A 14556-nucleotide genomic window follows, 5' to 3' on the forward strand; every position below is an offset into this window, starting at 1 on the left:
GCCCACGCAAGAACAGGACGAAGTTTCGGCCCTACTTGGCAGAAGCCGCATCCTCGATGATCTTCGCAACCTTGTCGGGATGAGAAACCATCACGACATGCGACGCGCCCTTGACCACGACAGTTTCCCTGGAATGGGCGCGTTCGGCCATCCAGCCGAGGGCCTTGGCGGGAATGTTCTTGTCCGCATCGCCATAGATGAACCAGGAAGGAATGGTCTGCCACGCTGCGCCGGGCGCACCTTCTGTCAGGGCCGCTTCAGTGATCGGACGCTGCGTCGCGGCCATCAGCTTTGCCGCCTTTGCCGGAACGTCGGCGGCAAACTGGTCATGAAACCTGTCCTGCCGGATATAGAGATCCTTTCCGCCATTCGCCAAGGCCACCGGCTCGGCAAGCGTCGGCGCGAGCGTGCTGCCGGGGAACTTGCCCGAGAGGTCAGCGGCAGACTCGCCCTTCTCAGGGGCAAAGGCAGCGACATAGACCAGTGCCTCGACATTCTTTGTCTCCACAGCGGCCTCGCTGATGACCGACCCGCCATAGGAATGGCCGACAAGCACGACCGGGGTCTTGATGCCGGCGACGATGCGGCCGACATAATCACCATCGGATTTCACGCCGCGCAGCGGATTGGCGACGGCAACAACCGGATAACCATCCTTTTCCAAACGAGCGACAACCTCATTCCAGCTCGACGCATCGGCAAAAGCGCCGTGCACGAGCACCACCGTCGGCTTTGCCGCGGGTTCTGCGGCTGCGGGAACGGCAAGAACCGCCAGTGCGCCAAGTGCGAATACGGATTTCAGGATTCTATGCATGGGTTGGTCTCCTTTATTGAATTGCGCACAATTTAATATGGCGCAATTATATGTCGACTCACGTTTTGTTCAACTGATCGCGAGCAACTGGTGAAGGAGCGCTCCGGATGCCGGGTCAGGCGCTGCGATCACCACCGTGAGCAGCCGTATGGTTGTATTGGCCAGCCCTCTGCCGCAAGCCAAACCTCTGTTTTAGATGCGAGTTCTCAGAGCGGCACTGACGCGGGAACTGCGCCCGCGAACCACTTTCCGGGCGGTTTTGCCGGAGCTCTGCCGGGCTATGAGATTTGCTTGTCCGGCCGGCGAGAGAGCCGTCCGGACAAAGATTTGGCGGGCCTGAGTCAGGCCACGCCCATGCCGCCATCGACATGAAGTTCGATTCCGTTCACGAATGTGCCTGCGGACGCGAGGAAGAGTGCTGCCTGAGCCAGTTCTTCGGGGCGTCCGAGACGTCCCGCCGGTATCAGATCCGCCATCTGCTGCTCGAACTGCGGGCGGTTGCTTTCGCTGACGCCGAGTTTTCCCAGAATCTCGGTTTCGACAGGACCGGGGCTCAGGATGTTGACGCGGATCCGGCGCGACTTGAATTCAATCGCCCAATTGCGGGCAAACGCGGCGAGCGCAGCCTTGGTGCCGGCGTAAACGGTGTGGTTCGGCAAGACCTTCGTCCCGGCCAGTGAACTCGTCACGATGATGTTTCCGCCGTCGCGGATATGGGGAGCGATGGTCTGGACGCCAAAGAAGACGCCGCGCGCGTTGACCGCAAAATGCTGGTCGTACTCGGCCTCGCTGACAGTCTCTGAAGCCGCGAGATTGATGACGCCCGCATTGGCCATGTAGACATCGATGGCGCCAAAGCGCTCCTTTACCTCGGCCGCGAGCCGGTGATGGAAATCGATGCTGGCGACATCGCCGCAAATTCCGATTGCGCCGCGGCCGATCTCCCGGACCGCTCCATCGACGACATCCTGGCGGCGTCCGGTGATGACGACTGTCGCGCCCTCCTCGGCGAAGAGCCGCGCCGTCGCTTTTCCTATGCCGCTATTGCCACCGGTGATGATGGCCACCTTATCCTTCAGGCTTTGCATCTGAATTCTCCTTGTTGACGCGCAGGAGATAATCGGTCGCACCGGCCTCTATTAGCCGGGCCAGAGGACAAGGAACTTTGCCTGGAACAGACAAATGGGCCGATGACTGCATTCAGTTTGCCGCCCGGCGGCGGCGATCTGCAGGCGGATAGGAGGCGGCGGCTGCCGAAGGCGCGTCCTTCCCGCATGAATTGCTTCCGTTTTCCGCTATATCGTAGGATAAATCCTGCTGCAGGCATGAAGCCTGCAAGACGCGAACGTGTCGCCGGGAGCAGGGGATGATCGTCAGCCGGAGCGTCAGGGCATTGCGCAAACGGGAACGGGCGCTTGCCGAACTCGTCGACAAGGTGCCGTCTCACATCTGGCGGCTGACGGCGGACGGCGAGCCGATCTTCTTCAACAAACGGATGATCGACTACCTCGGTCTGGATATCGCCGATATCCGCCAGCCGGGCATGAGCGGGCTGGACGCAATGATCGAAATGGCGATCCATCCCGATGACGCCGCGCGTTTCAGGACCACGCTCCGGCACTGCTTCGCCTCCGGGGAAAGCTTCTCCACGCGGTACCGCCTGCGTCGTCACGACGGCATCTATCGCTGGATGTCGAGCCGCGCGGATTCGATACACGACCGTCATGGACGCATCAGCCAGTGGTACGGCCTCTGCCACGATATCGACGATCAGATCCGCGCCGAAGAGGCGCTGCAACGCAGCGAGCGGCACCTTCAGCGGCTCATCGACGCCCTGCCCGTGCATATCTGCAGTTGGACGCCGGCAGGTGAGGTCTCCTATGTCAGCCGGCGCTACATGCGGGAACTGGGCCTTTCCAAAGCGAATTTCGAGCAACTCGCGAAGGCAGCGCTGGACCTTGTCCATCCCGAGGACCGGCTGGAGGTACAAGGCAGGGCCGCTCATTGCATCCGAGCAGGCGAACCGTTCATGATGCGATACAGACGGCACGGGCCGGACGGTTTGTTCCACTGGACGGAAGGCCGCTTCGAGCCTCTTCGTGACCAGAACGGTGCCATCGTGGAGTGGTACGGCCTGTCCATCGATGTCGAGGATCAGGTTCGTGTTCAGGATGCCCTGCGCCTCGCCCAGCAGAATCTCGCGCGCGCAAGTCAGGCGGCGAGCCTTGCCGAGCTTTCCGCCTCGATCGCCCATGAGATCAGTCAGCCGCTCGCAGCCGTCATATCAAGCTCGGATGTCAGCCAGCGCTGGCTTTCGGAGCAGCCGCCCAATATCGAACGGGCGCAGAAAGCAGTCGAGCGCATCTCGGAAAGCGCCCATTCCGCCGTCGAGGTCGTCGGTCGCATCCGCGCTTTGTTCAAACGCTCCGAAACGACGAGAGATTACACCGCCCTCGACAGCGTGGTGAGAGAAGCCCGCGACCTCATGGCCGAGGAGGCGCTGCGGCGGCGGGTGCGCATGGATGTCGAGCTCGAACGTAACCTGCCGCCGATCGCCTTCGACCGGGTTCAGGTTCAGCAGGTTCTGATCAATCTTATCCGCAACGGCCTGGAAGCCATGGATTCTGCCGGCGACGACCGCGTTTTGCGCATCCGCGCCCGTCGTGCGACCAATGCGGTGCAGATCGAAATCAGCGACCGCGGGCCGGGCGTCGAATTCCCCGACAGGATATTCGAGCCCTTCTTCACCACCAAAGGACAGGGGATGGGCATGGGACTGGCAATCAGCCGCTCCATCGTCGAATCTCACGGCGGACGATTGAGCGTCGAGCAGGCCGACCCGCACGGCGCGACATTTATCTTCACCCTGCCGGTCGACGTCGGACAGGCCGTTCACGCCTGACACGTAAAACTGCTGCATATTCCCGCAGGAATTGCTTCAGCTGCCGCGGTATTCGCTGATCGCGCGCTCCAGCCACGACATGAGCAAATCGGCATTGACGGGCTTTTTCAGAAAGGCGATCGCACCGGCCTGAAAAACGGCGGCCTCGACGTCCTTGTCCCCATGCGCAGTCATGATGATGACAGGCGGATGCGATGGCATTCTGCTCAATGCCTGCAGCATCTCGACGCCGGACATTCCCGGCATTCTCACGTCGGCGAGGATACAATCGACAAGCGAATAACCTCTTCCTGTGAGGAATGTCTCGGCGGACTCGTAGAGCTCGCATTCGTAACCGGCCGCCTCGAGCAGATCCTTGAGGGATTCCCTGAGGTAGCGATGGTCATCGATGACGGCGACAATCTTGTTGGGGGAACTTGCCATTGCGTCAGCACAATTCTTCTTTTTCGGGCAATGAGCTAGGCGCCACGCAGGTTACTGATACAGTTTGAGATCCGGTTGCAACATGTCAAATTTGCGAACAAGCTCCGCCAGGGAGCTCGCCTGCATCTTTTTCATCATTCTTCCCCGATGCAGTTTCACCATGATTTCGCTGATCTGCATTTCATGCGCAATCTGCTTGTTCATCAGCCCGGCTGCAACATGGTGCAAGACCTCCCGCTCACGCGGGGTAAGCCTGGCCTCGCAGTTCTTTACCTCGGCGCGGACGGCGGCCTCTTTGCGGTTCTCCGCATCCCGCCTGATCGCTTCGGCGACTGCGGCAATCACGGCGCTTCCGGCAAATGGCTTGATCAGGAAATCCGTCGCTCCTGCCTTCATCGCCTTTACGGTCAGCGGAATACTTCCATGGCCCGACATGAAGACGATCGGCATGGTGTTGCCGGCTGCGGCGAGCTGGTCCTGGAAGTCCAGGCCGCTGATACCGGGCATCCGCACGTCAAGGAGGATGCAACCCGCCTGCCCCATATCGCAATTCTCCAGGAAATCCGAAGCGCTCTCGAACGCGACGGCCTTCATCGCCACAGACTCGAAGAGATCCACCAGCGAGGCCCTGACAGGGCCTTCGTCGTCAACGATACAGACAATCGGTTCGTCCTTCGTGCTGACTTGATCGATCGTCATGGCTTTCTGCGCCTCCAAACGACGGCCTTGCATATCTCCCCACTGCCGACACCACGGCCAAGCCCGAATTCGACACTGCCTCGCTCCGCAGCCTCCACGCCGGAATCGCATCCGGCTTCGCGATGGCCTGCCTGCGATATTAGCATGCGGAGCCTATCACAAAAATACGCCAAGGGTTTAGGTTAAGCGACGGGACCGATCCGCGGACCTGCCAGATTCTCTTGTGATTGCAGGCAGATAGTTTCGACAGTCACGGCGGACTGACCAGTTTGGCGCGGCCGCGCGGAACTGCCGCAAGGCACACTTTCGTTGCCCCTGCGCACACCTTCGTATAGCTCGCCAGCCCGCAAACCGCCTGTAAGCTGATCCTGTCGAAGATCGATCAAAGGCAATGATCATGAGACATGACCCAAGCTCCCAATACAGGCCCCTCGAGACGCCGAGGTTTCCGCTACTGGTCATTGCCGGCCTGATTGCCGGGATATTGCTTTATCTCGGCTGCGGCGCGACATCGGCGCCGAGGGCAGCCGCGAAAGTCTACGTACCGCTTGCGACATCCTCATCAGCGCAAGCCGGGCCGGTGAGTGCGTATTTTTCCGTGAATGGCGCAACGTTCGCCTCGTCACCCGATCGTCGGCCGACGCCGCTCAGGCTCGCGTCTCGTTAGCACCCAAAGGCTGGGAACGAAGATGCAAGACCCAGACGCATAAAATCACGCCCGGCGCCATATATATTTGGTTTAATCGCTCCCTCCTTCAATTTCCTGATCTGCGACTGTATTCTCATGCCGTTCCGGAAAGCGGCATGTCTGCCGGCAATTGGAGGATCATGCATGGGGGTGACCACCTCCAAAGGGTCGAAAACGCCGGTCGCGATTTTGGTTGATGACGATGCGACCGTATGCGCGGCGCTGGAGAACCTGCTGAATTCGGTTGGCATCGACGCAATGACGTTTTTATCGGGCCGGGAATTTCTCGAAGCAAAGCTGCCCGACCGCCCGAGTTGCGTCGTGCTGGATGTCCGCATGCCCGGCATCAGCGGCCTGGATCTGCAGCACCACCTGACGCGCAACGGCGTCGCGACACCCGTCCTGTTTCTCACGGCGCACGGCGATATCGCAATGAGCGTGCAGGCGATGAAGGCCGGTGCGCAGGATTTCCTCACCAAACCCGTGCGGGACCAGACCTTTCTCGATGCCGTATCGAAAGCCATCGCGACCGATATCAGCCGCAGGAACGCATTGTCTGCGGCGGACAAATACGTTTCCCTGTTCGAAACCCTCACCGTACGCGAGCGCCAGGTTCTGAAACTCGTCGTCTCCGGCGAGGTCAACAAGCAGATAGCCTTCTCCCTCGGGATCAGCGAATTTACGGTGAAACTTCACCGCAGCAATATGATGAAGAAAATGCAGGTCAGTTCGGTGGCGCAGCTTTTCAATGTCTGGCAGGCGCTGCCTTCGCATGTTCGAATGAACGATGGCTGAGATGATGCGTCAGCCCCGGCTCACGAGAAGATAACGACAGCAAGAGCAAAGAGGACTTCCATGCAGCTGACATCGTCAAAGGAACGGATCGTCACGGCCATGGCTGTTGGCGGAAGTGGTATCCTGCTGGCAGGGCTTTTCGCGGATCCCTCCGGCATTCTCGTCGCAATGGTCGCAATCTGGCTCTTTACAAGCTGGCGCACCGGTCTGGCCGTGCTGCTCATCGGCTGTTTGCTGACAGCGACAGTCGTTCTCTCCCCTGCCAATTTCGGCAATGACGAACCGGCCCGCGTCGTCATGTTTGCCTGCTCGGCCACCGCTCTGTGGTTTTTTATCAACGTCTTCAAGCCGCAGAGCCTTTTCGACCGCGTCTACAAGAATATTCAGCCCAATATCGAAGATATTCCGGGCTTCGGCTGGTCGGCCTATCCCGACGGTCGCCTGCGCTTCCTGAACCCGAAAGCGCTCGATTTCGTCGGCGTGAGCGCGGAAGAAATGAGCAGGATCGCCAAGCTCGACAATCATTCATGGTGGAGCCTCTTCGTGCATCCCGATGATGTCGAGGGATGCAAGGCAAGGTGGGAGCACAGTCTCAAGACCGGCGAGCCGATCTTCGAGGAGCAGCGCGTGCGACGCGCGGACGGGACCTACCGGTGGCTTCGCGATTCCGCCATCGCCTCGCGCGACGAACACGGCCGCATCACGGCCTGGTTTGCAACGTCCGTCGATATCGACGATCAGCGAAAGGCGGAAGCGGCCCTGCGGGAAAGCCAGCAGCAGCTGCAGCAGATGATCGACACCGTGCCGGCTCTCATCTGGTGCGCCAGCCCGGCGGGCGAAACCTCCTACATCAACAAGCCCCTCATGCACTGGACAGGGATTTCGCTTGCGGGCAACGATCGCGCCGACACAAGACGGTTCGCGACAGCGATCATCGATGCCATTCATCCCGAAGATCGGGCGCTGTTTCAGCAGAGCCTATCGCGGGCCTTCGAGACCGGCGAACGTTTCGCCCTGAAATATCGGCAGCGGCGCTTCGATGGCGCCTATCGCTGGATCGACGGCAAGGCCGAGCCGCTTCGCGATGCCGACGGCCAGATCATTCAGTGGTACGGCGTCTGCCTCGACATCCATGACGAAATGGAAGCCCACGAAGCAGCCCGCCAGCGCGAAGCGGAACTGCGCCTGATCGTCGATACGGTGCCGTCCCTGATCTGGCTCATGACCCCCGAAGGGCTTCCCTGCTATCTCAACAAGCGCTTCTCCGAATGGGCCGGGCTCAAGGAGGGCGACATCCATTTGAAGACGACGGAGCATGTCGCCGCGCAGGCGGAACTCGTCCATCCCGACGATCGCGCCGCAGTGACGGAAGCGTTCAGGAATGCCATCGCGACGGGGCAGCCCATCAACCACAAAGGGCGGCTTCGCCACCGGGACGGTCAATACCGGTGGATGGATTCACGTGTCGAACCCCTGCGTGATGAAAGCGGCAAGATCATTCGCTGGTACGGCGTCAATCTCGACATTGACGACGAGGTGCGTGCGCATGAAGCATTGCGCCAGTCCGACGAGAGGCTGGCAAGGGCGCTGCGCGCCGCCAGCATGTCCGAACTTTCCGTCTCGATCGCCCATGAACTCAACCAGCCACTGCAGGCGGTCGTGGCCAATGCGAATGCGTTCCGCCGCTGGCTGAGCGCGGAACCACCGAACCTCGAACGCGCGCTGCGTTCCGCCGACTGGATCGTGCGCGATGCCGATGCGGCAGCCGAAGTGGTCAGCCGCATCAGGGCGCTGTTCGGCAAGACCGCCTACCCCAGGACCGCCGTGGATCTGAACAAGCTGATCAACGATGCCTGCGAACTGATCGCCGACAAGCTCGCCTCCAACAAGGTGAAGCTCGATATCAATCTCGATCCCTATCTGCCTGCGACCAGCGTCGATCATGTGCAGCTGGAGCAGGTCCTGCTCAACCTCATCCGCAACGGCATCGAAGCGATGCACGATATCGAGCCGACGGCGCGAACCCTGAAGATCGAATCGAGGCTGCGGGCCGACGATACGGTCGAGGTGAAAGTGATCGACCAGGGCAGCGGGATCAGCGACACCGAGAAAATTTTCGAGGCGTTCTACACGACGAAGCAGGAGGGGATGGGCATGGGTCTTGCGATCTGCCGTTCCATCATCGAATCCCACGGCGGGCGCTTGTGGGCCGAGAACGGCGCTCACGGCGGTGCATCGATCACGTTCAGCCTGCCCGTGCGCGACCTCCAGGCCAAGCCGGCGCCACGCGAAATCCATGCCAGGCCGGCAGTCAGGGAGCTCGAAGCCCTGTCTGCGTGACCGTCAGGAGGTTCGCATCCCGCCTGGTTTTCGCGGTCGGTAAATCGCAGCGGCAGGGATCCGGACTACCGGATGGCGTCTTGCGAGGCGCTTTGCGTTGCAAGCTGATGGCGCCATTGGCTGGGTGTCGTTCCGACGAAACGCCGGAACAGCCGGCTGAAATGCGCATGGTCCGACAAGCCGCAAGCAAAGGCGATATCACCCATTTCATGCTCGGAGGCGAGCAGCAATGCCCGCGCGCGTTCGATCCGCTGCTGCATGACGAAGGCATAGGGCGACATGCCGAAGCTGATGGAAAAGGCGCGACGGAAATGGCCGGGGCTGAGCCTTGCCGCCGCGGCCAGATCGTCGACGCGGACCGGTCCTTCCAGTCTTGCATCGACATAATCGGTGACGCGCTTGACCTGCCAGCCGGTGAGCCCGGACCTGCGGCGGCTCTTCTCCGGGGTATTTGCCTCCTCGGACGAATGACAATACCTGGATACCACCAAAACAGCCTGCTTCAACCTGATCTCACCATCCATCGGACCACCCCCTGCAACTGGCGGGATCGCCATGTCCAGATGAACTTTGATCGTCCGGGAAATCCATAAGGTGAAGGTCTAGCGCACTAGGCCGAAAGGATAGGTTTCAGGCGTGTTATAGCTCGATGCGCGGGTCGGCGAGCGTCTGCAGGATCTCCACGACAATGCCCACCAGGATGTAGAATGTTCCGAGCACCATAGTGACACCGAGAACCGCCGGAAGGTCGGCGCTGGCCAGGGACTGAACCATATAGAGCCCGAGGCCGGGCCACCCGAACACAAGCTCGACGATCAGCAGGTTGCCGAACAGAAGCCGTATCTGCAGACCGATCATCGCCAAAGCTGGCGAGGCGGCGTTGCGAAGACCATGGCGCAAAACGACTGTGGCCTCACGAAGGCCCTTGCCCCGCGCAGTGGCGATATAGGCGTGCTGCATCACGTCATGCAGCGCGCTGGTGAGGCTGCGTCCCACCGAGACTGCGATCGGCAGCGCCAGACAGCAGGCGGGCAGCAGCAGATGGCGGATCGCATCCAGGCCGAGATCGCCCCTCCGGTCGATCAGCGCATCGATGAGATTGAAGCCGGTTGGACCGCCGACATCGCTATCGCTCATTCTGCCCGATCCGGGCAGCCAGCCGAGCCGGAACCAGAAGACATAGACGATAAGCAAGGCGGACATGAAAATCGGCACCGAGCCCGCCGCTATGAAGAGCAGCCGCAATCCTCCCGCGCCGCCGACAATATGCGGCGATATCGCAAGAATGGCGGCCAGCAGAAGACCGATGCAGAGAGCCGCCAAGGACAATTCGAGCGATGCCGGCAAATATTGCCTGATATCGGCGGCCACCGGTTGACGGGTCCTGACCGATATCCCGAGATCGCCCTGCGCAAGCCGCGACAGGAACCGGCCGTACTGGACGATGACGGGGTCGTCGAGGCCGAGTTGCTGGCGAAGCTCCTGCACATTCGACAGAGGCGTCAGCGGCCCGGCGATGGCGCGCGCCGGGTCGGCTGGAATGATGCTTTGCAGGCAGAATACCGTAAAGCTCATCGCCAGGAGAGCGGCAGCAAGGCCCAGGATTCGCCTGACGAGATAGGCCAGCATCTCCTAGGCCCCTCGCAATGCTGTCCTGAGGCCGTCTCCCGCAAGATTGGCGAAGAGGCAGATGAGAAAAATGACGGCAGCCGGCAATGTCGGCAGCCACCAATAGGCAGAGAGGCTATCGAGCGCCCTGGACGTCATCGACCCCAGTTCGGGTGCGGGCGCCGGCTGGCCGAGGCCGATGAAGGACATGAGCGATATCGTCATGATCACGTTGGCGATGTCCAGCGTCGCGGCGACCAGCAGGGCCGGGACGGCACCGGGGAGAATATAGCGCAGCAGCAGGCGCGGCCCGCGGATACCGGCCGCCCTTGCGGCCTCCACATGCGGGCGGGCGTTCAGCCGGCGCAGCTCGTCGCGCGATATGCGCGCATACCACGGCCACCAGGCAATGCCGATCGCAATCATCGTATTCATCAGCCCCGCACCGAGCGTCGCGATCACCGCCAGTGCCACCGTTGAGGGCAGGATCAGGAAAAAATCGACGACCCATTGCGCCAGCATGTCGAGCTTGCGGCTGATGAGGCCCGGTATCATGCCGACGCATCCACCGACGACGAGGCTGATGGCAACGAGGGCAATTGCGGGCAGCCAGGTGTACTGGATGCCGAGGATGATGCGGGAAAACAGATCGCGCCCGATCTCGTCCGTCCCGAACCAGTGGTCCCACGACGGCGGCAGATAGGCCGCCGCAACCCGAAGCTGGGGATTGAACGGCGTCAGCCAGGTCGCGAACACGGCAACGATCGTGATGGCGACCACCCCAAACAACCCAATCCGGTCGATCCAGCCGATGCGTCCGAGGACGACGGGCCAGCGAACGAGACGTTCCTCGGGAAGCTGTTCAGGAACGGTCATCGCCCTGCCCGCCCGTGTTTGCATGTGTTTTCGATAGCGAAGCAAGAATGGCGGCCATCGGCCGAGGATTGAACCCGGCAGTAACCGTGTCGGGGTCTCCTTCCCGCATTATCCTGCCCCCGTCCAGTACGACGATCCGATCGGCGACTATCCGGGCGGCAGCCAGATCATGGGTCACGAACAGCACAGCGATGCCGAGCCGCCGTCTGAACTCGCCGATCAGGTTCAGCGTGGTGGCGGCAAGCGACACGTCGAGCGCGCTGATCGGCTCGTCGCAAAGCAGAAGTTTCGGAGGCACAACAAGGGCGCGGGCAAAAACGGTACGCTGGCACTGGCCGACCGACAGGCTGGCCGGCAGTGAGGATATCAGCTCCTCATCGAGACCGACCAGATCAAGGGCAGCGGAGACCTTGCGGAGACGTTCCGCCTTGTCGAGGCCGAGAGGGCGCAACCGATCGCCGATCTGTTCGCCGATCGGCAGCCAGGGCGTCAGGGAAGAAACCGCATCCTGAAAAATAACCTGCGGCGCCTCTTCGATCCGGATGATTTCGCCGCTATCTGGTGCCAGCAGCCCGGCCGCGAGCCTGAGGATCGTCGATTTGCCCGCGCCGCTTTCACCGAGCAGGGCGACGCATTCGCCGAGCCCGACCCGGAGATTGACCGATTCCAGTACCCTCCGCGGCCGGCGCCGGCCGAATGGGCCGACGGTCACTGTGAAACTCTTGCTGACATTGGTCAGCTTGAGCGCTTCAGCAGGTTCCGTCACGGCCGCGGTTGGCCAGACTTCCGTAGAACAAAGCTGCCGTGCGCTGGATTGCGCAAGGTCGGGGAAGAAACAGGCGACGGAATGGCGAGCAGCCGAAAGCGGCATCAGTTCGGGCCGACTGGTGATGCACGCGTCCCGGATGGCGGGGCAACGGGAAGCGTAACCGCAGGCATTTTCGGGATCTGCCAGGCGCATCCGTTCGTCCGGCAGGGTCGGGAGAGAGCGCTGACGATCCGTGTCGAAATCGAACTGGGTCGCAAGCAGGCCGGCCAGATAGGGATGGCCGGGCTTGGCCAAGACATCGCGAGTGCTGCCGATTTCCAGGACACGCCCCTTGTAGAGCACGAGCATGCGGTCTGCGAGCGAAGCTGCAGCCGTCAGGTTGTGCGTTATGAAAAGAATTGCGGTCTGCTGTTCGCGCGCGATCTTGCGCAACAGTTCGAGAATCTGGCCTTGCAAGGCGAAATCGAGCGCGGTGATCGATTCATCGGCAATCAGCAGCTTCGGTTGAGCCATCAGCGCCATCGCGATCAGGATACGCTGACGCTGGCCGCCCGACAGACGATATGGAAACGTATCGAGGATCGCATCCGCATCCGGAAGTCCGGCCCGACCCAGCCAATGCCTGATGAAACCGTCGTCTCCGCCGGCAGATTCCCGCAGCTGACGGCGGATCGTCATCGTCGGGTTGAGCGCCCCCATCGGATCCTGCGGAATGGCACGAACGAGCCCGTGACGGGCAGCCCGCAACACCCGCGGCCTTGCGCCCACGATCTGCGTGCCGGCGACACGAATGGAGCCGCTGATATCGGGTTGGCCGGACGCCGGCAGCAGGCCCTGGATTGCCGCGCCGAGCGTGGTCTTGCCGGAGCCGCTTTCCCCAACGGCCGCGATAATCTCGCCTGGCATGACCTCGAAGCTGATATCGTCGAGCACCAGGTGATCGCGACCGTTTCGCCGGAGGACGACACGGAGATCAGCGATGGAAAGCGCAGCGTCGGTCACAGCGTCAGCAACTCCCTCAGCTTGAACAGCAGCCATGAATCCTGCCGAAAGCCGCCCGTCCGACCATCAGCGCCTCACGCTTGAAAAGTCGATACTGCCTCTCGGGAAGACCGGGCGAAGGCCCAGGTCCTTCAGGCCCCTGCGATGGACGACCACATCGTCGACATCGACGAGCGGAATGAAACGGCCCGCATCGAAATACATGCGCCCTGCCCTCTCATAGAGTGCGTTTCGCGCGGCCACATCCGTCGCCGAGGCACCTTCAGCGACAACGGCGTCGGCCTCCGGAAGCGTGCTGCCGTAAAGGTTGAGCGGCGCATCGCCGGTAAAGAACGCTTTTGCCTGATTGTCCGGATGGGCGGCGTCCGGAGAGGCGATGATCAGCAGCATATCGGGGGCCGCCGGGTCGCCCTTCATGGCATAGGCTGCCCCCGGCGGCATGATACGGGACGTTGCCTCGACGCCAATCATCGACAGCTGCGCGATCATCAGGTCGGCGATACGCCCGTAGCTCGGATTGGCGCTATAGAGCCCGATGGTCAGCGCAATCGGACCATGCTTGGCGATGGCAGACTTCGCCGCGTCGAAATCGGTCGGAAACTGCACCGGCTGCGCCGGATCCAGCATGATGTTCGGGTAGAGCGATTTCGAGACATGGGCATATTGGCCAAAGGCATCGCTTGCCCACAAATTCGGGTTGATCGCGGTCAGGACCGCCTTTCGGACCTCGGCGTCATCGAGCGGCGATCCCGGTTTGATGAAGGCTTCGAATTGCGCCATGCTGGGTGCGGACGTTATCTCCAGATCGGCCGGCAGGCTGGCGAGCTGCGCAAACGGGAAATTGGCCGGAACGCTGTCGATTTCGCCGGCCTTCAGCTTGAGAATTTGTTGCCCGATATCTGGAATGACGGGAAATTCCACCTTGCTGAAATAGGGCTTGGCGCCCCAATAATCGTCGTTGCGTGCGAGCACGTAGCGTTCGCCGCGCTTGAATTCGGCAAGCCTGAATGGCCCGGTGCCGACCGCGTGATCGGTCAGCCACCCTGTCGCAAAATCCTTGCCGGCGTGACCGGAAAGTGCGGTCGGGCTGATGATCTTCGCTCCCCACGGGCTCGCAAGGCTGTCGATGAAGGAGGGCTGCGGGTGTCGCAGCGTGATGACGACGGTGGACCTGTCCGTTGCCACGATATCGGCCATGTTGGCGAGCGTATAGTTCTGTACAAACCCGCCGTCGCGGCGGCGCTTGAACGAGGTGACGACAGCCTCGGCATCCAAGGCAGTTCCATCATGGAACTTGACGCCCTCGACGAGGTGGAACGTGTATTTGAGGCCATCGCCGGACATCGCCCAATCCCCGGCCAGTGACCCGACAATCCTGGTCGAGCCCGCCTCGTATTTGACGAGACCTTCGTAGATGCTGTCCAGAACGGTCAGTCCGGCGACCTCGAAGCCATTGTCCGGATCGAGGGTGCCGATGTCCGACGAATAGGGAATCCGCAGGACGTCCTGCGCATGAGCGAGGGCAACCGAAGTCAGGAATCCAAGCAAAAATGCGAGCAGGCGAAAGCCGACGAGGCGGTTGAAACGTGAGGATATCGAAGCGGACAGGAATTTCGGCATTGCATGATCCGTGATTGCGT

Annotated in this window: 12 protein-coding genes; 3 read left to right on the plus strand and 9 right to left on the minus strand. The window is 61.3% G+C overall.

Translation table 11 applies throughout. The annotated features are described in order from the left end of the window. Positions 1-31: 31 nt before the first annotated feature. Both ACU8HS_RS22385 and ACU8HS_RS22390 read right to left on the minus strand, forming a co-directional pair. The gene (locus tag ACU8HS_RS22385; protein WP_112753848.1) at positions 32-814 is read right to left on the minus strand and encodes an alpha/beta fold hydrolase; all 783 of its coding nucleotides are present in this window, start codon (positions 812-814) and stop codon (positions 32-34) included. A 341-nt stretch (positions 815-1155) separates the two neighbouring features. Then, positions 1156-1902, minus strand: coding sequence for an SDR family NAD(P)-dependent oxidoreductase (locus ACU8HS_RS22390; RefSeq protein WP_447016484.1), 747 nt, complete (start codon positions 1900-1902; stop codon positions 1156-1158). A 278-nt stretch (positions 1903-2180) separates the two neighbouring features. On the opposite strand from ACU8HS_RS22390, the gene ACU8HS_RS22395 reads away from it, so the two are divergent. Beyond that, positions 2181-3716, plus strand: a complete 1536-nt coding sequence (locus tag ACU8HS_RS22395; protein WP_447016219.1) for a PAS domain-containing sensor histidine kinase — start codon at positions 2181-2183, stop codon at positions 3714-3716. Between the two features lie 36 nt (positions 3717-3752). Here the strand turns inward: ACU8HS_RS22395 and ACU8HS_RS22400 are convergent, their stop codons facing one another. Together ACU8HS_RS22400 and ACU8HS_RS22405 are read right to left on the minus strand one after the other, a co-directional pair. Continuing rightward, positions 3753-4139, minus strand: coding sequence for a response regulator (locus tag ACU8HS_RS22400; RefSeq protein ID WP_112703506.1), 387 nt, complete (start codon positions 4137-4139; stop codon positions 3753-3755). Between the two features lie 51 nt (positions 4140-4190). Beyond that, the gene (locus ACU8HS_RS22405; RefSeq protein WP_377312544.1) at positions 4191-4838 is read right to left on the minus strand and encodes a response regulator transcription factor; all 648 of its coding nucleotides are present in this window, start codon (positions 4836-4838) and stop codon (positions 4191-4193) included. Between the two features lie 832 nt (positions 4839-5670). Here ACU8HS_RS22405 and ACU8HS_RS22410 point away from each other — a divergent pair. Further along, positions 5671-6321 carry a response regulator transcription factor gene (locus tag ACU8HS_RS22410; protein ID WP_112570167.1) on the plus strand — a complete coding sequence of 217 codons (651 nt, stop codon included), beginning with the start codon at positions 5671-5673 and terminating at the stop codon, positions 6319-6321. Between the two features lie 60 nt (positions 6322-6381). Next, a complete protein-coding gene (locus tag ACU8HS_RS22415; protein WP_112753854.1) occupies positions 6382-8661 on the plus strand; it encodes a PAS domain-containing protein in 2280 nt (759 codons plus the stop codon). 65 nt (positions 8662-8726) lie between these two features. Here the strand turns inward: ACU8HS_RS22415 and ACU8HS_RS22420 are convergent, their stop codons facing one another. The 5 genes from ACU8HS_RS22420 to ACU8HS_RS22440 form a co-directional block, all read right to left on the minus strand. After that, entirely contained in the window at positions 8727-9149 is a 423-nt protein-coding gene (locus ACU8HS_RS22420; protein WP_162712747.1) for a helix-turn-helix domain-containing protein, read from the minus strand. Between the two features lie 151 nt (positions 9150-9300). Beyond that, the gene (locus ACU8HS_RS22425; RefSeq protein ID WP_112703501.1) at positions 9301-10290 is read right to left on the minus strand and encodes an ABC transporter permease; all 990 of its coding nucleotides are present in this window, start codon (positions 10288-10290) and stop codon (positions 9301-9303) included. A 3-nt stretch (positions 10291-10293) separates the two neighbouring features. After that, on the minus strand, positions 10294-11145 hold the full coding sequence (locus ACU8HS_RS22430) for an ABC transporter permease (RefSeq protein ID WP_112755393.1): 852 nt from the start codon (positions 11143-11145) through the stop codon (positions 10294-10296). Beyond that, a complete protein-coding gene (locus ACU8HS_RS22435; protein WP_447016220.1) occupies positions 11132-12916 on the minus strand; it encodes an ABC transporter ATP-binding protein in 1785 nt (594 codons plus the stop codon). Before ACU8HS_RS22435 ends, ACU8HS_RS22430 begins: the two co-directional genes overlap by 14 nt. 66 nt (positions 12917-12982) lie before the next feature. Continuing rightward, positions 12983-14536 (minus strand): ABC transporter substrate-binding protein, encoded by a 1554-nt coding sequence (locus ACU8HS_RS22440; protein ID WP_113413722.1) that lies wholly within the window; start codon positions 14534-14536, stop codon positions 12983-12985. Between the last annotated feature and the right edge of the window lie 20 nt (positions 14537-14556).

Source organism: Rhizobium sp. KDH_Rht_773_N (assembly GCF_052946295.1).

Coding starts and splice junctions, on each gene's coding strand:
- ACU8HS_RS22385 (WP_112753848.1), bottom strand. CDS start 814: ATGCATAGAATCCTGAAATCCGTATTCGCACTTGGCGCACTGGCGGTT.
- ACU8HS_RS22390 (WP_447016484.1), bottom strand. CDS start 1,902: ATGCAAAGCCTGAAGGATAAGGTGGCCATCATCACCGGTGGCAATAGC.
- ACU8HS_RS22395 (WP_447016219.1), top strand. CDS start 2,181: ATGATCGTCAGCCGGAGCGTCAGGGCATTGCGCAAACGGGAACGGGCG.
- ACU8HS_RS22400 (WP_112703506.1), bottom strand. CDS start 4,139: ATGGCAAGTTCCCCCAACAAGATTGTCGCCGTCATCGATGACCATCGC.
- ACU8HS_RS22405 (WP_377312544.1), bottom strand. CDS start 4,838: ATGACGATCGATCAAGTCAGCACGAAGGACGAACCGATTGTCTGTATC.
- ACU8HS_RS22410 (WP_112570167.1), top strand. CDS start 5,671: ATGGGGGTGACCACCTCCAAAGGGTCGAAAACGCCGGTCGCGATTTTG.
- ACU8HS_RS22415 (WP_112753854.1), top strand. CDS start 6,382: ATGCAGCTGACATCGTCAAAGGAACGGATCGTCACGGCCATGGCTGTT.
- ACU8HS_RS22425 (WP_112703501.1), bottom strand. CDS start 10,290: ATGCTGGCCTATCTCGTCAGGCGAATCCTGGGCCTTGCTGCCGCTCTC.
- ACU8HS_RS22430 (WP_112755393.1), bottom strand. CDS start 11,145: ATGACCGTTCCTGAACAGCTTCCCGAGGAACGTCTCGTTCGCTGGCCC.
- ACU8HS_RS22440 (WP_113413722.1), bottom strand. CDS start 14,536: ATGCCGAAATTCCTGTCCGCTTCGATATCCTCACGTTTCAACCGCCTC.